Here is an 18682-nt window from a genome sequence, read left to right on the forward strand (position 1 = left end):
CGCCCCCCACTCAAACCGTGATCACTGGTGATCACCAGTCGTGTCACCCGATCCGGGTGAGTCCCGTTCGGCGCAGGCTCCGGCCGCGTTCACCCCGCCTCGGCCGGTGACAGGGCAGCCTGGGGAGGGAGGTCCGCCCGGGAGCCCTTCGCACGTCGACCGGGCGGCCCTCCTCCGACGCCCGTCACCGGTACGTCGGCCCGATGACCGCCCGGCCGGGCGGCGCACCGCCCCGCGTCGCGGGTCCGGTGGACACGCCGACGCACACGGTCCGGCCGGCTCCCGTCTGCGCCCCTGCCCCGCCCCTGCACACACCCACACCCGGAGGCCCAACGATCAGCACGGTTGGTTACCGGGCCCCGCAACTCAGCGCTGCTGGGGGCGAGACGCGGTTGGCCCCCTCCAGGGCACGGCGGGCCGTCACCAGCTGGCGGCGCACCTGGGGCGGCGGGTGCCTGTAACGGCGGCACCGGGGAGGGCTCCGCCGCGGGCAATCGGCCCTGCGGCCTCGACGGGACCGGGGCAGGTAGCGCCCGTGGCCGGTACCGCGGCGGCCCCACCACCTTCCCTGACAAGGACCATTTACATTGAGACAAGGTCCCTTTACGTTTGCCGTATGGGGAAATCATCAGAGAACCGTCAGAGCCGAAGCGACACGGTCCGCACCCGCGCGTGGTTCGTCGACTGGTTGCCGGCCGTCATCGCCCTCGGACTGCTCAGTGTGATCGCGGAGTTCGGCCTCTTCGGTGCGGCGGACTCGGCAAAACTGTTCTGGTCGCTGCTGAACCTCGCCCCCGGGCTGTGGATCGTCCGGGCCGTCATCAGGAGCCTGCGCCGCGCGGATGAATACCAGCGTCGTTGCCAGCTCGAAGCCCTGGCGATCGGGTTCGGTGTGCTGATCATGGCGCTCTACACCGTCGGGCTCCTCCAGGCGGCCGGGGTCGGCGACCTGCGCCGGCTGGTCCAGATCAGCTTCCTCGCAAGCATCCTGGTCTGGATCGCGGCCCTGCTGTTCAAGACCCCGCGAACCCGGTGAAGAACCGGCTCAGGGAACTGAGGGCGGTACGCCGCTGGAGCCAGACCGACCTCGCCGACCGCCTCGACGTATCCCGCCAAACCGTCTACGCCATCGAAACAGGCCGCTACGACCCCAGCCTGCCCCTCGCATTCAAGATCGCCGCCCTCTTCGGCGAACCGATCGAGAACCTCTTCTCGCCCGACGAAGACACGCACTGACAAACACCGACCGCCAGCTGCGGCAGTGACTGCGCGCGGGCTCCGGCGGCGCAGACGACGGCAGCCACCCGGCGGCTCGCTGCTCAGCCACGGTGAGAGAGGTCGTCGGTGGCCGTCGGCCGTCGGCCGCCGACCGGCAGACCCGGACGGCGGGGCACTTCCCGGCCCTCCGCGAGCCACTGCCGCTCAACAGAGTCGTAGACCGGAGTCTGGGATACCTGCCATGACTCCCGCGCCGGCCGGACGAACCGGGTCCATTGCGGAGGCGAAACGGTTTGCTGCTCCATGCCGGTCCAACGAACCGGCTCGCCCGGTGTGGCGGTCCGTGACCGTTTCGTCATGCCGCGGGGAGAAGGCCGGGTGGGTGACGGCGGCTCTGCCGCCGGACGGGGCCGCAGGCCCGCCACATGGCAACCGGCCCGTGGGGTGGATCGGCCGGCTGGCTTCGTCGCCGATCGCGACACCTGCGGCCTGCCGGTTGGCGTTGCTGAGGCCGAGCAGGTGGCGGCCGCGCATGAATGAGGCAAGGGATCGCGGCTACTCCGCGTAGGGCTGGTCCGTTCCTTGGGCGCTGTAGCCGAGGCTCCAGATGTAGCCGTCCGGGTCGGCGAAGGTGCCGCCGTACCCGCCCCACGGCAGAGCACCGGCGGGCTTGAGGATCGTGGCGCCGGCCTTCTGGGCCTCCGCCATGATCTCCTCGACCCGTGCCTCGCTGCGGACGACGTAGGTCAGAACCAGTCCGCTGAAGCCGCTGCCTTCCTGGTCCGTGCCCACCTGGTCGGCCAGGCCTTCGCGGCTGTAGAAACCGACCGGCGAGGCGCCGTCCGATTCGAAGAACACCGAGATGCCGAAGTCGCTCTGGATCTTCCAGCCGAGCCCCTCGGTGTAGAACCGCTTGGCCCGGTCCATGTCCCGGACCCCGAGGAGGATCGAGCTGACGTGCGCTTTCATGTCTTGCTCCTTGCGCTGTAGAGGTATGCGTACCGGACGTCCGGGCAGGGCCCGGCTGTCGCACCGGCGCGTGTTCGCCGGTCAATCGGTAGGGCAGGGCCGGAAGTCAGGACGGCGTGGGGGCGGGCGACGCGGCAGCCTCCCAGACGAACCCGTCGGGGTCGGTGAAGGTGTCGGCGGTGCCGCCGAGGACGATGCGGTGCGAGCCGGTGCCGTCGGCGGGGACGCCGAGGTCCTTGGCCAGGGCGCGGCGCTTGTACAGCGCCAGCTTGACGGGGCTGGACTGACCGGGGGCGAACTCGGCGTACTTGCCGCCGACGCTCTTGGCCACGGTCAGGCCCTGGCCGGCGTAGAACTGCTTGGTGGCCTTCACGTCCTCGACGCCGATCAGCAGGACGACATCGTCGATCTCGCGGGTGGCGGGGCCGTGGTTCTTCTTCGCCGAGGTCGCGATCTTCCAGATCGTCCCGTCGGGAGCCTGGACGACGCCGCTGTAGCCCCACAGCGACTTCGCGGCGGGCTTCAGGACCGTGGCGCCGGCGTCCACGGCGGCGCCGACGAAGCCGTCGACGGTGGCCGGCCCGGACACCGTGAGCGCCAGGGTGAAGCCGCGGAATCCGGTGGAGTGCGCCCCGGACGCCCGCAGGCGTATGTACGTGCCCACGCCGAAGGCGCTGTAGAAGCGGCGGGCGGACTCGGGGTCGGCCACCTCAAGGGTGACGGACGCGAGGGACGTGTGGGCTGCGGTGGAAGTGGTGGTCGCCATGAGCATCACGCTAGGGGCTGCACGGCGGCCGGGGCTTCTCGATTCCTGACCGGTCTTGAGACTTGCTTCGCCACGCGCGCCGGCATCCCCTCCACCTTGATCGCCGACCCCTCATCGCGGGCCGTACCCGCAGCGGGGGCATGGCCGGCCGCCGTGTTCGCCGCATGCGCCGCCTCGCGTCGGAAGGCTCCGGGCGGCATGCCGACCAGCTCGGTGAAGCGGGTGGTGAACGTTCCCAGCGACGCGCAGCCGACCGCGAAGCAGACCTCGGTCACGCTGAGGTCGCCGCGCCGCAGCAGCGCCGTCGCCCGCTCGACGCGACGCGTCATCAGGTACGCGTACGGCGACTCCCCGTAGGCGGCCCGGAACTGCCGACTCAGATGCCCGGCGGACAAGTTCACATCGTGGGCGAGCGCCTCCACGTTCAGCGGCTGCGCGCATTCCCTGTCGATCCGGTCGCGGACACGGCGCAGCCGCGCGAGATCAGCCAGGCGCTGTGCCTGGACGCGGGCACGCCGCCATTCAGGCTTGCACATACAACCCTCCCCTTCGTCTTTCATCTTCCGTTTCCATCGGCGTCTTCGGGCGTCTGGGGTGCCCGCCTCGGCGGGCACCCCAGAGGCTTGGTGATGTGGACCGGCCCGCCGAACTCGACCAGCCGCCGCTGCGGGCAACTGCCGGACAGCAGCGGGACGGAGTCCGGGTTCACAACCGGTTCCATGAGGACCCGGACGCGACCCGGGCCGGCGGGCGGCAGGGCAGGCACGTCAGCTACCGTCGCGATGTCGGCCCGCGCAGCCGCATCGATACCGCACAGGTCAGCGCAGCTCCTGAATGCGTATCAGGTTGCCCGCGGGGTCGCGGAACGCGCAGTCGCGGACGCCGTACGGCTGCTCGGTCGGCTCCTGGACGACCTCGGTATCACCGGCCTGCACCTTCTCGAACGTGGCGGTGAGGTCCGGGGTGGCCAGCAGGATCCAGCCGTAGGTGCCCTTGGCCATCATCTCGGTGATCGTGCGGCGCTCGTCCTCGGTGATGCCGGGATCGGCGGCAGGCGGCGCCAGAAGGATCGATGTGCCCGGCTGACCGGCCGGGCCGACCGTGATCCAGCGCATCCTGCCCTGCCCGACATCGCCGCGGACCTCGAAGCCGAGGACGTCGCGGTAGAAGGCGAGCGACGCGTCCGGGTCGTCGTGCGGAAGAGCGGTCGTGTGAATGGTGATGTCCATGGTGAGCAGGCTAGAGGCAGCGCCGTGAACGGCGCTTCTCGATTCCTGATCGATGGACACGCCCGGACGTTCACGCGCTCCGGCACCGCGCAGCGGTCCGGGTCCCTTGATCACCATCCGTGTTGCACTGCGCGCGCCGCTGCAGAGTTGCGAGGGCGGGGGGACTGTGGAGAGAAAGAAGATCGCGTACGGGCTCATGCTGACGCTCGGAGGGCTGACCTGGCTGGTGCTGGGCGTGGGGGCCGCTCCTCCTGATCCTGCTCACCGCGGCGGGGGTCGGGATCGTGAACGAGCTGCACCGCGGCGGGCAGGCTGATGCTGTGGCTCGACGACACCCCTACATTCGGGTTCCAGGTCGGACTGACCATCCCCTTGGTGACTCTCGTTCTCTTCTTCCTCGTCTTCGGACTGGGCACCAATACGCGGATCGACAGCACCGGCATACGGATCCACGGGATGCTCGCACACGGCACCTGGCCTGGATACCCCGTCAGGAGCCCGACCAGGACCGCCTGTTCGCCGTCGCCCCACCCCTTGCCGGGGCCCGGTTCACCCCGAGCGGGGTCCGGCGGCCCTCCCGGCCATAGGGGGTCAGCAGCTGGAGCCTGCGGCCGCCGACGCGGTCCGCGCCTGCGCCGCCAAACAGCTCGCGAACACCTCGACGGGCGCGATGCGGCGGGCCGGCAGGACCGGGCCCACGAGAGCCGTCAGGACCGCCCCCGGCGCGTCCATGGACCGCCGGCCCGGCGGCTGCTCCTGCCCGAGCAACGGCCCGGCGCCGACGTGCCCAGCACGAGCAGCGAGTCGACGACCAGCGACCGCCGTTCCGCGAGCCGGTAGAGGTTTCCGGATCCGGCATGAATCGGCGCAGCGTACGGTCCATCAGGCAGCTTCCGAACGCCCCGGGGGGTACGCGCGCCGCATCCTGGCGGTGCTCGGCCGCCCGGGGTCGCGGGGATACTGATCTTCATGCATGCCAACGTCACCTCCGCCCTCGAACGCGCCGCCCTGCACCGGACGCGTTTCGACTCCCGGTTCGAGCAGTACTTCGACGGCCTCGCGGGGCGCTTCGACGTCCCGGTGCCGAGCCGGTACGTTCCCCGGTGCCTGGAGCTGCTGCGGGAGTTCTCGATGCGCGGCGGCAAGCGGCTGCGCGTCGTCCTCATGTACGAGGCGGCCCGGCTGGTCACCATCGACGACGTGCCGGGGCTCGCGGAGGCGGCGCTGAGCATCGAACTGCTCCAGACGCACGGGCTCGTCCACGACGACATCATCGATGACGCGCCCCTGCGCCGCGGCGGCCCCTCGACCTACTACGCCTACCGCCGGGAGTTCCCCGACCACGACGCCACCGCCCTCGGCCTCGCGATACTCGCCGGGGACCTCGCCGCGTTCCTGTCCACCCAGGTCCTGCTGGAGGCCGAGGCTCCTGTCGAGCTGCGCCAGGCACTGCTCACCGTGCACACCCGTACGGCGGCGGAGACGGTGGCCGGGCAGCTCGCCGACCTGGAGCGGGACTCGCACGCGCTGCCCGACGAGGAGTTCCTGCACACCGTCACCGACTTCAAGAGTGCGCGCTACTCGATCCTCGCGCCGCTGACGATGGGCCTGCTGGCCGCGGGCGAGGACCCGGCGCCGCACCGTGCCCGACTGCACCGGTACGCCAGGCTGGTGGGCATCGGCGAGCAGATGCGCGACGACTTCCTCGACCTCTTCGGTCCCTTGGGCGACGACCCGGCGGACGAGGCGAAGTCCACCGGGGCCGACATCCGCTCGGGCCGCCGCACCTACGCGGTCCGCGCGCTCCTGGCCGCCGTGACCGGGCCCGAGGCGGCCCTCGTCGAGGCCGCGCTCGGCGATCCCGACTGCTCGGACGACACCCTCGGCCGGATCGCGGAGATCGCCCGCGGCGCCGGCGTGGACCGGCGGCTCAAGGCGGAGATCCGGCGGTACGCGCAGGAGGCCTCCGCGGAGGCCGCGTCCTGGGAGCCGTACTGGCGTACGGAGGCGGTGGAGTTCTTCCGGAGCCTGCCGCTGTGGAACGTGCACCGGATGGCCTGAGCACGGTCACCCGGCGCCGACGCCTTCGTTGGCGCCGACGCCGACGCCGACGCCAGCGCCTTCGTTGGCACGTTCGTTGGCGCCTTCGTCGGCACCTTCGTCGAAGCCCTTGCGGAGCAGCCGGACGGCCAGCGTCACCTCCCAGGCGAACACGGGCAGCGCGGCCAGCGACCCCGGCACCGAGACCTGCTCGTAGATCCCGAACAGCACCGCGGTCGCCGAGGCGCAGATCATCGCCCCGCCGACCAGTCCGAGGACCGCGATGGGCCGCGGCACGAGCCGCGCGGTGTACATCAGGGTGGCCAGCACCAGGGTGTTGGCCCCCAGTACGAAGTTCGGCCCGAACAGGAACGTCCAGTCGTGGAAGGCCACCAGCGCCCTGCCGGCCGTGATCAGGGAAGCCTCGTCGGCGCCCGCCGCGCTCTCGGCCTGCCTCCTGAGGGTCACGACCGACAGCACGGCGATGATGCCGACGACGATGACGGCGGCCTCCAGCAGGCGGCCGCAGACGTAGCCGACGGCGGCCCCCTCGTTCCGCTTCCGCAGGACCGGGTACAGCACGGCCCCGGTGCCCGTGACCGCCAGGGCGAGTACGAACTCGCACAACGCCCCCAGGAACACGCGGGTGTCGGCGCCGGGACCGACGACGTACGCGGCGTCGTGCAGGACAGGCCGGTAGAGCGCGAGGCCGGCGATCGCGGCGACCTCGGTGACGAGGAACAGCACACCCGCGACGACCGCGGTTCTCCTGGTTGAGCTCATGCGGAACAGACCCCCTCCTCGAAAGGTGTACGGCGTACACCTCGTGGCTGGCCCTCACCCTAGGTGTACGCCGTACACTCGTCAAGGCGGGACGCCCACCCGCGCCACCGCCCCGGGAACGGATCGAGGGAGTAGCCCACATGCCCGAGCAGCCGCTGGAACCACGCCGGACCCCCCTGAGCCGGGACCGGGTGCTGGGCGCCGCCGTCGCCTTCGCCGACGGCTCCGGCATCGAGGCGCTGAGCATGCGCAGGCTCGCCCAGGAGCTGGGTGTCGTACCGATGGCGCTCTACAAGCACGTGGCCAACAAGGAGGAGTTGCTGGACGGCATGGTGGAGGTCGTCGTCGCCGGGATCGGGGGTCAGGTCCCCGGATCCGACTGGAAGAGCGCGGTCCGCGGGCGGATCCTCGGCGCGCGCGGCGCCCTCCTCGCGCACACCTGGGCTGCCCAGGTGATCCGTTCGCGGACCGGCCCCACCCCGGCCGTACTCGCGTACCTGGACTCCGTGATCGCGATGTTCCGGGCCGGCGGCTTCTCGCTCGACCTCACCCATCACGTGATGCACGCCCTCGGCAGCCGGGTGCTGGGCTTCACCGAGGAGCTGTTCGACGACCCGGCGAGCACCGCACCGCAGGACGAGCGGGTGCAGGCGGCCGCGTACGAGGAGATGGCCCGGCGCTACCCCCACGTCACCGAACTGGCCCGGTCGGTGGCCCACGACCGGGGGTCCGTCATCGGCGCGGGCTGCGACGACGCGTTCGAGTTCGAGTTCGCGCTGGACCTCCTCCTCGACGGATTCGAACGGCTCCACGAGCAGGGCTGGAAGTCCGCTCCCTAAGGCCCTTCAGCTGTCGAGACCACCTTGTTCGTCGTCGCCGACAACACCAGCGCAGAGTGCGAATACTGCCTCTTGACCAGTCGGTGCGGCCGCCTTGCCGCGCACCGCCGCACCGTCCACGCCCCCCACCGTGACCGCGGCGACCGCCATACCACCATCACGATCGGCTCGACCTCGACTTCTGATCCGACCGACTGGCACGCCGAAGGAGGCCGGCCCATGCCCCCTTCCACCACTGAGCAGGAGGCTCCATTGCGCCGATCCGTCTGACCCCGTTCGGCCACCTGCACCTGCCCCCCGGCCGGGGCGGCTCCCCCGCCCCGCCCGCCGCTCTTACGGCCGGACGGACAAGGCGCCAGGCAGCAACGACGGCTGAGAATAGACCCCGTGGATCATTACCGCATGCCACATACTCCCCGACGCAATGTCCTTGCCGTCTTCGCCACCGCGGCCGCTTCCGTTCCACTCGGCACCTTGAGCGCCGCGGCCTCGCCCAGAGCCTCGGTTCCGACCGCTCCCTCCCGCGCGGCATCCCTCTCGGCCGTGGCCGCAGGTCCCGTGTCGCTCACCTCGCCCCGGTCCTCCGTCACGATCGGCGCACTGGACCCCGCCTACTTCACGCAGGTCTCCCTCGCCTCCTTCACCACGAGCGTGCTGCCGGGAACACCGGAGCGTCTGGAGGTCACCGCCGGGTCCCAGCGCGTGGCCATCCTGACCAAGGGCGCGCGCACAGTCCTCCTGACGGGCCCGCAGCGCACCTTCAGCGAGAACAAGCAGTCCTTCGCGGACGACTTCCAGCGCACCCTCCCTGACCAGACGCTCCCGGTCCTGGATCGAAAGTACTGGGGGACGTCCCCCGCCGGCGGCAGCTGGTCCACCGTGGGGCCCGTCGACACCGACTACTCGGTGGTGCCCGGCAGCGCCACCATCGCGCTCACCACCGACTACGCGAGCCGCCACGCCACCCTCCGGGACGATGAGATCACCGACGTCGACGTCCGCGCGGTCGCGAGGTTCGACAAAGTACCGACCGGCCAGGCCTGCTCGTACGCGCTGTCCTTCGGCTACCAGGACACGCACAACCACTACCGGGCCAGGCTGTCCTTCCTGACCTCGGGTACGGTCGAACTGCGCGTCGAGAAGGAAGTGGTGGACACGGTCACCCAGTTGACCACTGCCACCACCCTCGCCACCGCGGTTCCGGCGGGCATGAACTGGACGATCCGCGTGCGCCGCGAGGGCGCCCGCATCCAGGTCAAGTCCTGGCGCACGGACACCGCCGAGCCCACCGGCTGGGCCGCGGACGTCACGGACACCACCTTCCCCAAGGGGCGGGTGGGTCTGAGGGCACTGGCCAACCAGGACTGCACGAACCTGCCCGTCAAGCTGGTGGTAAGCCGCTTCCAGGTCGACGCCGCGATCTGGCAGCAACCGGCGGCTGTCACCCACGACACCTGGGTACGCGTTCTCCCCGCGCCCTTCGACGGGATCTGGACCCCTGCCCTGGAACAGATCATCCGCGGCTGGGCCGGTTCCCCGACCCCCGACGTTCTGGCCCACGCGGCCACGTTCCTCGCGGGAGCGCCCGCGGTCACCACCGCCGCCACCCCCGCAACGGGCAAGCAGGTCATGGGCGAGGCCGGCTACGGCTACCTGGATCCGCAGGGCTACCGCTACGAGGGCGCGGACTTCCACGAGTACATGAACCTCGGCTGGACCTTCCCCGACGGCACCCACATGGGGCCTTCGAGTAAGCAGGTCGGCAACCTTGACTGCTCGGGCTATACACGCATGGTCTACGGCTATCACATGGGCGTGCCTATGGCCGCCGGCGAGGACACCTCCAAGACCCGCATCCCCCGCAAGTCCCGCCATATGGTGGACTACGCCCCCGGCACGCGGATCGACCAGACGGACGGCACGAACCCGCCCGCCGCACAACGGCTCCAGCCCGGAGACCTGCTCCTGTTCAACGCCGACTCCGGCGACGACACGATGACGGTCACCGTCGACCACGTGGGCATCTACCTCGGGCTGGACACCACCGGCAAGCGCCGCTTCCTCTCCAGCCGCAAAACCGGCAACGGCCCCACCATGGCCGACCTGGGAGGCGCCTCACTTCTCGACGGCACCGGCACCTACGCGAAGAAGCTCCACACGGTTCACCGCATCTGATCCCTCGCGTGCCAGCCGGCGCCGGACAAGCCGGGGACGCTGCCCTCACCACGTTCGGTGCCGGCTCAGCACCTCGACGGCGAACTCCTCGCCACCGTCGGCCGCCTCGGCGGCGAGGAGTTCGCCGTCGCTCTGAGGCTGCCCGCCGGCCGGCGCAGGCGGCACCTGGAGCAGCTGGTCCGTATGCTGCGCAAGCCTGACGCAGCCTGACCGCCCTCACCGAGCTCCCGCCCCCCGGCCGGGCAACGGCGGCAGGGGGCGTGGTGGAGCGGGAGCGGGCCGCCGCCGGTGAAACCCGTGGTCCGGACCCTGCCCCGGCCCGGCGTCGCGCGGCCGCGCAGCCTTCTCGCGAGTGCGCCGGCGGTGGCCGCGTACCCCAGGTCCACGGCCAGCGCGACGGTGAGGTGATCGCGGCGAGCGTCAGCAGTTCCGTACAGGCCTGTGCGCCGCCGGCATCCCGGCTCACCCACTGCGGCAGGAACGCCCGGAAGAAGAGCACGACCTTCGGGTTGAGGACATTGACGAGGATCCCTTCGCGGTAGCCGCTCCAGAGCCTCCTGGCCACGGCCTGGGCGGAGTTGCCGGGCGGGCCGGATCCGGCGAGGGAACGGATTCCGAGGAAGAGGAGGCAGGCGGCGCCGAGCAGCTCACCGAGGACGAGGTGATCGACCTGCTCGACGGCGACGTCCCCTTGGACCCACCGGCTAGCGGCCCGCGCGCGTGTGCGACCCCTTGTGCTGAGTGCGGGGCATGGGTGTCGCGCGGCTCGTCAGTGACGTAGCCGGGCGGCTGCGGCCAGAATCGGGGTGCTCACGACGGTGGCTGCGGCGCCGAGTGTGGTGTCGGTGGCCAGGATCCACCGGACGGTCTTCATGGCCAGGGTGAGGACTTCGCTGCCGCGCCGGCGCATGCCGGCCTCGAAATGGTGCACGGCGTCGGTGAGGGTGGCGGTGCCGTCGGCGGCGGCACTGATGTGCGTGAGCAGGCTGGCGGCGTCGCGGATGGCCGCGCCCGCTCCCATTCCGGCGGTGGGCGGTGTGGCGTGGACAGCGTCGCCCAGCGCGGTGATACGACCCGCAGGCCAGGGCGCGAGATCCACCGCGCGGGTGGAAGCGGCGTTGAAGCGGAACCCGGCCACGCTGTGCGGGTCGGCTTGGGCGATGACCTCGAGTGTGTGCTCGGCCCAGCCCCGCTCGCGGAAGCGGCCGAGCAGCGCGGCCTGCAGTTCGCCGCCACGCAGGTCGCGCAGGGATTCGGTGCTGGTGGAGTCGGGGAACATGGCGCCCCAGATGTAGGTGGGTCCGGTGGTGACCGACATCCGCAACTCGGGAGCGTCGAGCGCGGTGTTGCCGACAGGGTCAAGGAAGCCGACGTAGAGCGCTCCTCCGCGCGGGCCGATCGCCAGCCCCGATCGTGGCCCAAGTCGCCGATGCTCGCCGGGGCCGAGGTCTCGCCGGAGGGTGCGGCCGGAGAACCCGATGATGCCCGCCGGGCTGTTGGTCGGGCCTCCCGCCAGGTGGCGGGCGACTACCGAGTGGGTGCCGTCCGCGCCCACCACCAGATCCGCTGAGACCGGCGCCCCGTCGGTGAACAGCACTCGGGGCGCGCCGTGGTCATCGTGGCCGACGCCGGACACGTTGCATCCCAAGTGCAGGCCATCTCCGACGGCTTCGGCCAGCAGCATCCGCAGGGTGATCCGATCGACGTCGATACTTGCACTGTCGCCGAGGTCCGGCCCGTGGCCCAGCAGCCGGCCGCGGCGATCCCAGAACGCGTCGCGCTCGCGCAGTCGCAGCGCCGACCCCGATGCCAACAGCCGCTGCGTGATCTCCGGTTCCACCAGATCCTTCAGCGCCGACTGCGCCCGCTCGTCCAGGGTGATGTGGTAGCCGCCCGTCGCCGCCACATCGGTGTCGCGGTCGAATACCGCCACCTCAAACCCCCGGCGACGCAGCCCCGCACCCAATGCGAGCCCGCCGATCCCGCCACCCACCACGACCACCCGCATACCCGACCGTCCTTTCCGCCGCTGCTCACCGAACAGAACCCACCCTGACACCGGTAGTGGACACCGAGTGGCCACAACCGGTCATGATGGGACGATGGCGAACACCTCACACCGGGCGTTGCGGCTGTTGTCTCTGCTCGGATCAGGACGGAAGTGGTCGCTGCGCGAGCTCGCCACCCGGCTCGGGACCAGCGAACGCACTGTCCGCCGCGACATCGAGACTTTGCGCGCGCTCGACTACCCGATCGCTACCGTTCACGGCCCCGACGGCGGCTACCGGCTCGGAGCCGGGCGAACCCTGCCGCCGTTGCTGTTCGACCACGACCAGGCCCTCGCGGTCGCGGTGGCCCTGCAGACCGCGCCAAGCACGGTGTTCGGCCTCGGGGACGACGCGGCGCGGGCACTGGCGGCTCTGCACCAGGTCATGCCCACCGCGCTGCGGGCATCCATGGAATCGCTGCGCCTGACTCGACTGCAGAACTATTGGGAGTTCCCCGCGCCCCCCATCGACCCGGCCGCCCTCACCGCCGTCGGAGCCGCGGTGCGCCACCGCCACCTCCTCGTCACCGAGACTCTGCGGCCCGACGGCACACGCCCCGAACCCAGTGACCCCGACTACCTGCCCGCCCACCGCATCGAGCCACACCACCTGGTCGTCTGGGCCGCCCGGTGGTATCTGGTCGCCTACGACCTCACCGACAACGAATGGCGAGTGCGCCGCGTCGATCGACTGCACCCCCGCCCCACCACACAGTGCTTCGCCGCCCGCGCGCTTCCCCACCCCGACCTCGCCCACTTCGTGATGAGCACGCACGACCGCGGCGACACCCCCGCCGTCTGGCAATGCACCGGCACCGCCCGGCTCAACCTGCCCGCTCACATCGTGGCCCGCTGGGCACCAGGCGGCTCCGTCGTGGAACACCTCGATACCGAGTACTGCCGGCTCACTCTCGGCGCCTGGTCCTGGGCCGGCATCGCCGGCATCCTCGCCACCTTCGACACCGAACTCACCGACCTCCACCCACCCGAACTCGTCCACGCATGCCGCCGTCTCACACGCCGATGGGCCGCTATTGCCGACGCCGAGAACCTCGGTCCTTCTCATGGATGAGCTGCGGCGGCCGCGGGCGGCGGTGCGGCGCTGCAACCCCTCGAAGGACAGCCCGCCTGCCTTGTTGTCCCGTGCGACGAGTGCCCGGTCCGGGACCAGGCCGTCGGGCAGCTTGTCCGCCGCGGCGACGAGGGCTGGAAAGCGGTCCTGGTCCAGCGATCCGCGCCGGGTCTGCGGCAGCAGGGCGCCGTCCGGCTCGGTGGGGTGAACAGCACGCCGAACGATGGGGCGGGGTTGTAGCCGTACGGGCCGGAACGCGCGGGAGAGGGCGGGAGGCGGCATCACCCGGGCGGGAGGCCCGATTCACCGAAGGAACGGCACTCCAGAGCGCCGAGTGCTGCGGCGCCCTGGAACGGGAACGACTCCGCAGGCGCCGGGCGGGACGGCGCACGCTCGGGTCAAGGAACGGGTTCGAGCCCGTGCACTCTCACGCGTACCCGGCCAAGGTGCCGTGGCACGCGGCCGGTGCGGGCTGGAGCTCACCCGGCCGGGTCTCCGGTTGGTCGGCTCGTGATCCCGTGGCCGCCACTGTTCGACCGGGACAGAGCCCGCGCGAGACGGCAGGGCCAGCGCTGCGAACTGCCTGGCGTCGAGTCGGTCGCGGCGGTCTTTTCTGCTGGGTGATCCATGCCCTGCGTACGTCCATACGGGCGGGGTCGGCGTGTACCTGCCGGTCCGGCTGCGCCCATCGCCGTAGGTTCCGTAGCGAAATGTGCCCGAGCGAGCGGGTGCGAGGCGCAGGGTGCGGGAGTGGGTGGCGGCGATGGCCGAGAAGCGGACCGTGACGGTGTTCGGCGCTACCGGGCAGCAGGGCGGGTCGGTCGCACGGGCGCTCCTCGAGGACCCGGACAGTGGCTTCTCCGTGCGCGCGGTCACACGCGATCCGGGCTCGGACCGGGCCCGGGAGCTGGAGCGGCTCGGGGCCGAGGTGGTCCGGGCCGACATGGACGACGAGGCGAGCCTGGCTCCGGCCTTCGAAGGGGCGTACGGGGCCTACCTGGTGACCAACTTCTGGGAGGACATGGACGCCGCGCACGAGAAGGCCCAGGCGGCGGCACTGGCCCAGGCGGCCGGGCACGCGGGGGTCCAGCACGCCATCTGGTCCACCCTTGAGGACACCCGCGACTGTATCCCGCTCGACGACGACCGGATGCCCACGCTGCAGGGCTCGTACAAGGTCCCGCACTTCGACGGCAAGGCGGAGGCCGACCACTGCTTCATGGACGCCGGGGTACCGACCACCTTCCTGCGCACCACCTTCTACTGGGAGAACCTGTTCGGCGTGTTCGCCCCGCAGCGCGCCGAGGACGGCGCGTACGAGCTGATCTTCCCCATGGGCGAGCACCGGCTGTCAGGCATCGGGGTGGAGGACATCGGCAAGACCGCGGCCGCCGTCTTCAAGCGCGGCACCGATCTCATCGCCGCGACCGTCAGCATCGCGGGCGAACACCTGCCCGTCGCCGACATGGCCGCCGCGCTCGCCGAGTCGCTCGGTCGGCCCGTGCGCTACCGGCCGCTGACCCCGGACGCCTACCGCGACCTCGGATTCCCCGGCGCCGACGAGGTCGGCAACATGTTCCAGTTCTACGCCGACTGCGAGACCCGTTTCACCGGCGCCCGCGACCTGGACGCCGTCCGCGCCCTCAACCCGGCCCTCCAGGATTTCGCGACGTGGCTGGCCGGACACCGGGACAGGTTCGACTGGAGCTGACTCAGGGGTGGAGGAAGCTGTTGAGGTAGGTGCGGGCCGCCTCCCTGGTGCCGCGCGCGGTCGCCACCCCCGATCGGGACGTCCTGGGCGGCGAGCTCACCCGCCGCGTCCTGGCCCACCTGGGCGATGCCGTACCGCAGATCGGCCAGAGCCTTCAACGCGACCAGCGGCTCCTCGGCGGCCAGGCCGTCGAGGAGGACGACGAGTTCGGCGAGGAGCCCGGTGAGGTCGGCAGGGCGCTGGACGGCCGCGTCCCGGATCACCGGCAGGTGCGCGTCGTAGTCCGCGATGGGCCCGGACAGGTCGACGTCCGCCTCGTACACGGGCTGGTCCCCCGCGAGGGCCTGCGCATGCGTTCAGTCGACGACGGCGCCGCCGGTGACATTGACCTCTGTGGCGGTCATGGTCGGCGCGCGGTCGGAGGCAAGGAAGGCCGCTGCGTAGGCGACGTCTTCGAGACGGGGCCGGCGGTGGAGCAGCGTCACGGTCGCCTCGGGGTCGTCCTCGGGCCGGCTGGACGGATCTGGCGAGCCGGGAGAGAGCAGCCAGGCCACCCGGATGCCGTGCGGGCCGAGTTCGCCGGCGAGCTGGCGGCACAGACCGGAGAGGGCCGACCAGGCGATGTGGGAGCCGCCGAGGCCAGGGATGGCTTCTCGGCCGCCGCCCATGGCCAGGATCACCCCGGTGCGGCGGGAGATCATGTGGCGGGCGACGGCGGTGGCCAGAGTCAAGTGGGTGGTGACTGCCTTGATGACGGGGCGCAGCACGTCCTCGTCGGCCATGCCGACCAGCGGGGCGCCTTGCAGGTCGTCGTTGGAGGTGGCGTTGAAGGCGATGTCGATTCCCCCGGAGTGCCGGGCGACGGAGCTGGCGTGTTGTTCGACCGCGGCGCGGTCGGTCGCGTCGAGCGTGGCGACCTCGACGCGACCCCCGGACGCGGCGATGGTGTCGGCCAGCTCCGCCAGAGGCGCGTGGGTGCGCCCGACCAAGTGGACCGTGGCGCCTTCGCCGGCGAAGACCCGGGCGACCGCGGAGCCGATCGCTCCGGCACCGCCGTAGATGATGGCGGTCTTGTTCTCCAGCAGCACGACATTCCCTCCTTCGTCGACGTTCCCGCAGCTACATCCAGCTCGCAGGCCGGCCCATCAGCCGCGCCCTCTTCCGGCCGGGCCTTGTCTCCATTGAGCCCCGCGCGACCGATCCGCGTCATGTCGGGGCTCGACACCTCGGCGACCGCCCTCACACGCGACGACGGCCGGAGGCTTCGTGAAGCTCAATTCCATTGAGACGATACGCATCGTCTTGCTATGGTGGGCGTATGGCTTTCTTCTCCTTCCGCTGAGTCCGGGCACGGCACACACCGCCGCGTCTGCTGCCCGTAGACCCTTCACCCCTCCAGGGAAAGTCACATGCGCGAACGCGCCCATACCGCCGTGCCCGCTGCCGTCGCGCAGCTGTCCGTCAAGGACGTCACGAAGACCTACGGCACCCGGACCGTCCTCGACCAGGTCTCCTTCACCGTCCGGCCGGGCGAGAAGGCCGCCGTCATCGGTGAGAACGGCTCCGGGAAGTCCACTGTGCTGCGGCTGCTCGCCGGGGCCGAGGGACCGGACGCCGGACAGATCACCGTCAGCTTCCCCGGCGGTACCGGCCACCTCGCCCAGACCCTCGACCTCGACCCGGACCACACCGTGCAGGACGCCGTCGATCTGGCCTTCGCCGAACTGCGCGACATGGAACGCCGGCTGCGTACGGCGGAGCAGCGTCTCGCCGGGGCACCGCAGGACGAACTCGACGCCTACGGCGAGCTGCTGATCGCGTACGAGGAACGCGGCGGATACGAGGCGGAGGCTCGCGTCGACGCCGCCCTGCACGGCCTCGGGATCGCCGGGATCGCCCGCGACCGCGACCGCCACCTCGGCTCGCTCTCCGGAGGCGAGCAGTCACGGCTCGCCCTCGCCTGTGTGCTGGCCGCCGCCCCCGAGCTGCTCCTCCTCGACGAGCCGACGAACCACCTCGACGCGGCGGCCGTGCGCTGGCTCGAGGAGTACCTGCGCGCGCATCGGGGCACCGTCGTCGCGGTGACCCACGACCGCGGCTTCCTGGAGCGCATCGCCACCACGATCCTGGAGGTCGACCGCGGTGCGCGCACGGTGCACCGCCACGGCGACGGCTGGCCGGGCTACCGCGCCGCCAAAGCCGCCGCCCGCCGCCGCGCGGAACAGGAGTACGCGGACTGGCTCCAGGAACTCGCCCGCACCGAGGAACTGCTCGCGGCCGCAGGGAAACGGTTGGCCGGCACGGGCAAGGACCCCCGGCAGGGCTTCGGCAAGCACCGCCGCTCGCACGAGGCGAAGCTCGGCGGGCAGGTACGGGCGGTCCGGGAGCGCCTCGCCCACCTGCGGGGCAACCCCGTCGCGGCACCTCCCGAGCCCCTGCGGTTCACGGCGGCGCCCCAGGCGACCGGCGCCGGGCGACACACCGGCGCGCCGCTCGCCCGACTCGACGGGGTGACGGTCGGAGAACGGCTGCGGCTCGACGGCCTGCTGGCCATCGCACCAGGACAACGGCTGCTGGTCACCGGCGAGAACGGGGCCGGCAAGACGACGCTGCTGCGCGTCATGGCCGGCGACCTCGAACCGGACACCGGAGCGGTACGCCGGCCCGCCCGCATCGGGTACCTGCCGCAGGAACTGCCCGCACGCTCCACCCGGCTCCCGCTGCTCGCGGCTTTCGCGGCCGGGCGGCCCGGGCTGCCGGAGGAGTACACCGAACGGCTTTTGGCGCTGGGGCTGTTCCGCGAGGAGGACCTGGACGTCCCGGTCGCGGCGCTGTCGGCGGGACAGCAACGGCGGCTGCAGATCGCCACCCTGGTGACCCGGCCCGCGGACCTCCTCGTACTCGACGAGCCGACGAACCACATCGCGCTCGACCTGGTCGAGGACCTGGAGGCGGCGCTCGCGGCGTACCCGGGAGCGGTGGTCGCGGTCTCGCACGACCGCGACTTCCGCCGGCGCTTCCCGGGAGAGCGCCTGGAACTGCGCGCCGGCCGACGGAGGCCCTGACCCGCCCGCCCCGAGCCCGCCCCGGGACGGGCCGGGCGGCGCTCCGCCCCAGCCCTCCCGCTCGGCGTCGGTGGGGTGGTCTTCTACAACCATCCGGTCCAGGGCGCTGTATCGGTCGCGGACGCGGCGGTCACCGCAGAGCTTTCTTGCCTACCGGCCGACATACACCGTGTCGTGGTCGTCGCGAGCGCTGATCCGCTGTCGCCCGGCGCAGTCTTCACCCGGGCTCCTCAGCTGACGATCACCCAGAGGCCGTCCCCGGCGTTCTCATTCACCGCGCCGGAGTTCACTTCGGGCGAAACAGTCGTGATCTTGGCGGAACTGTACCGACGCGGTACCGAGGCCCCCGAGTTGCTGGCCCCAGCGCGACAGGCAGGCCAAGCACTCGCCGATCGAGAAATCACCGGACTGCGTGCTGCCGTCTACCTCATCCTGGATCACGACTGGCATATGGAAGAGCTCTACGAGTCCTTCGCCGTACGGGCCTTCGCCGAGCGCGTCCTGGCCCTCTCCGTCAACCTCGATGACGACGGCACGGTGCCCGCGATCTTCTCCAGCGGAAATGAACCGTTCCTGGAAGAGGTCCGGCTGGACAACTACCGCGGCCGCATCGGTCAGCTACACACCCAGGTTGACTGGGGCGGGGCAGCGTTTCCGATGGCTGCGGAGCGTTTCGCGCGCCGCAGCGTCGGCCTCGCCGCCTTCGGCAACGGTCATCTCTGAACGAAGGGAAGACCAACACACCACGCCGTCAGACGCCTGACCAGT

At 71.3% G+C, this 18682-nt stretch carries 17 protein-coding genes and 1 pseudogene; 10 read left to right on the forward strand and 8 right to left on the reverse strand.

Annotated elements, in window-relative coordinates; translation table 11 throughout:
• Positions 1 to 616 precede the first annotated feature (616 nt).
• Positions 617 to 1036 carry a hypothetical protein gene (locus tag ACZ4VT_RS18100; RefSeq protein WP_467950733.1) on the forward strand — a complete coding sequence of 140 codons (420 nt, stop codon included), beginning with the start codon at positions 617 to 619 and terminating at the stop codon, positions 1034 to 1036.
• Positions 1033 to 1236 carry a helix-turn-helix transcriptional regulator gene (locus ACZ4VT_RS18105; protein ID WP_467950735.1) on the forward strand — a complete coding sequence of 68 codons (204 nt, stop codon included), beginning with the start codon at positions 1033 to 1035 and terminating at the stop codon, positions 1234 to 1236. The genes ACZ4VT_RS18100 and ACZ4VT_RS18105 overlap by 4 nt, the downstream gene beginning before the upstream one ends.
• Positions 1237 to 1773: 537 nt before the next feature.
• Here ACZ4VT_RS18105 and ACZ4VT_RS18110 read toward each other — a convergent pair.
• From ACZ4VT_RS18110 to ACZ4VT_RS18125, 4 genes are all read right to left on the reverse strand, one after another.
• On the reverse strand, positions 1774 to 2187 hold the full coding sequence (locus ACZ4VT_RS18110; protein WP_467950736.1) for a VOC family protein: 414 nt from the start codon (positions 2185 to 2187) through the stop codon (positions 1774 to 1776).
• A gap of 106 nt (positions 2188 to 2293) precedes the next feature.
• On the reverse strand, positions 2294 to 2959 hold the full coding sequence (locus ACZ4VT_RS18115; protein ID WP_467950738.1) for a glyoxalase: 666 nt from the start codon (positions 2957 to 2959) through the stop codon (positions 2294 to 2296).
• Positions 2959 to 3489: a helix-turn-helix transcriptional regulator gene (locus ACZ4VT_RS18120; RefSeq protein WP_467950902.1), complete on the reverse strand. Its 531-nt coding sequence runs from the start codon at positions 3487 to 3489 to the stop codon at positions 2959 to 2961. The genes ACZ4VT_RS18115 and ACZ4VT_RS18120 overlap by 1 nt, the downstream gene beginning before the upstream one ends.
• Positions 3490 to 3771: 282 nt before the next feature.
• Positions 3772 to 4182: a VOC family protein gene (locus ACZ4VT_RS18125; protein ID WP_467950739.1), complete on the reverse strand. Its 411-nt coding sequence runs from the start codon at positions 4180 to 4182 to the stop codon at positions 3772 to 3774.
• Between the two features lie 969 nt (positions 4183 to 5151).
• Here ACZ4VT_RS18125 and ACZ4VT_RS18130 point away from each other — a divergent pair.
• Positions 5152 to 6243, forward strand: coding sequence for a polyprenyl synthetase family protein (locus ACZ4VT_RS18130; protein ID WP_467950740.1), 1092 nt, complete (start codon positions 5152 to 5154; stop codon positions 6241 to 6243).
• Between the two features lie 6 nt (positions 6244 to 6249).
• Here the strand turns inward: ACZ4VT_RS18130 and ACZ4VT_RS18135 are convergent, their stop codons facing one another.
• Positions 6250 to 7005, reverse strand: coding sequence for a DUF4386 domain-containing protein (locus tag ACZ4VT_RS18135; protein ID WP_467950742.1), 756 nt, complete (start codon positions 7003 to 7005; stop codon positions 6250 to 6252).
• Positions 7006 to 7145: 140 nt separating this feature from the next.
• Between ACZ4VT_RS18135 and ACZ4VT_RS18140 the strand changes: the two genes are divergently transcribed.
• From ACZ4VT_RS18140 to ACZ4VT_RS18150, 3 genes are all read left to right on the forward strand, one after another.
• Complete coding sequence (locus ACZ4VT_RS18140) at positions 7146 to 7844, forward strand: TetR/AcrR family transcriptional regulator C-terminal domain-containing protein (RefSeq protein WP_467950744.1); 699 nt, start codon at positions 7146 to 7148, stop codon at positions 7842 to 7844.
• A 543-nt stretch (positions 7845 to 8387) separates the two neighbouring features.
• On the forward strand, positions 8388 to 10019 hold the full coding sequence (locus ACZ4VT_RS18145) for an NlpC/P60 family protein (RefSeq protein WP_467950746.1): 1632 nt from the start codon (positions 8388 to 8390) through the stop codon (positions 10017 to 10019).
• Between the two features lie 57 nt (positions 10020 to 10076).
• The gene (locus ACZ4VT_RS18150) at positions 10077 to 10229 is read left to right on the forward strand and encodes a hypothetical protein (protein ID WP_467950748.1); all 153 of its coding nucleotides are present in this window, start codon (positions 10077 to 10079) and stop codon (positions 10227 to 10229) included.
• Between the two features lie 211 nt (positions 10230 to 10440).
• On the opposite strand, the pseudogene ACZ4VT_RS18155 reads toward ACZ4VT_RS18150, so the two are convergent.
• Positions 10441 to 10665: pseudogene (locus tag ACZ4VT_RS18155) on the reverse strand (LysE family translocator); the annotation flags it as partial.
• Positions 10666 to 10788: 123 nt separating this feature from the next.
• On the reverse strand, positions 10789 to 12027 hold the full coding sequence (locus tag ACZ4VT_RS18160; protein ID WP_467950750.1) for an FAD-dependent oxidoreductase: 1239 nt from the start codon (positions 12025 to 12027) through the stop codon (positions 10789 to 10791).
• Positions 12028 to 12121: 94 nt separating this feature from the next.
• On the opposite strand from ACZ4VT_RS18160, the gene ACZ4VT_RS18165 reads away from it, so the two are divergent.
• On the forward strand, positions 12122 to 13138 hold the full coding sequence (locus tag ACZ4VT_RS18165; protein ID WP_467950752.1) for a helix-turn-helix transcriptional regulator: 1017 nt from the start codon (positions 12122 to 12124) through the stop codon (positions 13136 to 13138).
• 763 nt (positions 13139 to 13901) lie between these two features.
• Positions 13902 to 14849 carry an NmrA/HSCARG family protein gene (locus ACZ4VT_RS18170; protein WP_467950754.1) on the forward strand — a complete coding sequence of 316 codons (948 nt, stop codon included), beginning with the start codon at positions 13902 to 13904 and terminating at the stop codon, positions 14847 to 14849.
• A 356-nt stretch (positions 14850 to 15205) separates the two neighbouring features.
• Here the strand turns inward: ACZ4VT_RS18170 and ACZ4VT_RS18175 are convergent, their stop codons facing one another.
• On the reverse strand, positions 15206 to 15937 hold the full coding sequence (locus ACZ4VT_RS18175; protein WP_467950756.1) for an SDR family NAD(P)-dependent oxidoreductase: 732 nt from the start codon (positions 15935 to 15937) through the stop codon (positions 15206 to 15208).
• Positions 15938 to 16258: 321 nt separating this feature from the next.
• On the opposite strand from ACZ4VT_RS18175, the gene abc-f reads away from it, so the two are divergent.
• Together abc-f and ACZ4VT_RS18185 are read left to right on the forward strand one after the other, a co-directional pair.
• Positions 16259 to 17914, forward strand: coding sequence for a ribosomal protection-like ABC-F family protein (gene abc-f / locus ACZ4VT_RS18180; protein ID WP_467950757.1), 1656 nt, complete (start codon positions 16259 to 16261; stop codon positions 17912 to 17914).
• 174 nt (positions 17915 to 18088) lie between these two features.
• The gene (locus tag ACZ4VT_RS18185) at positions 18089 to 18637 is read left to right on the forward strand and encodes a VWA domain-containing protein (RefSeq protein ID WP_467950759.1); all 549 of its coding nucleotides are present in this window, start codon (positions 18089 to 18091) and stop codon (positions 18635 to 18637) included.
• Positions 18638 to 18682: the final 45 nt, after the last annotated feature.

It is taken from the genome of Streptomyces sp. NPDC029164 (genome assembly GCF_055563995.1).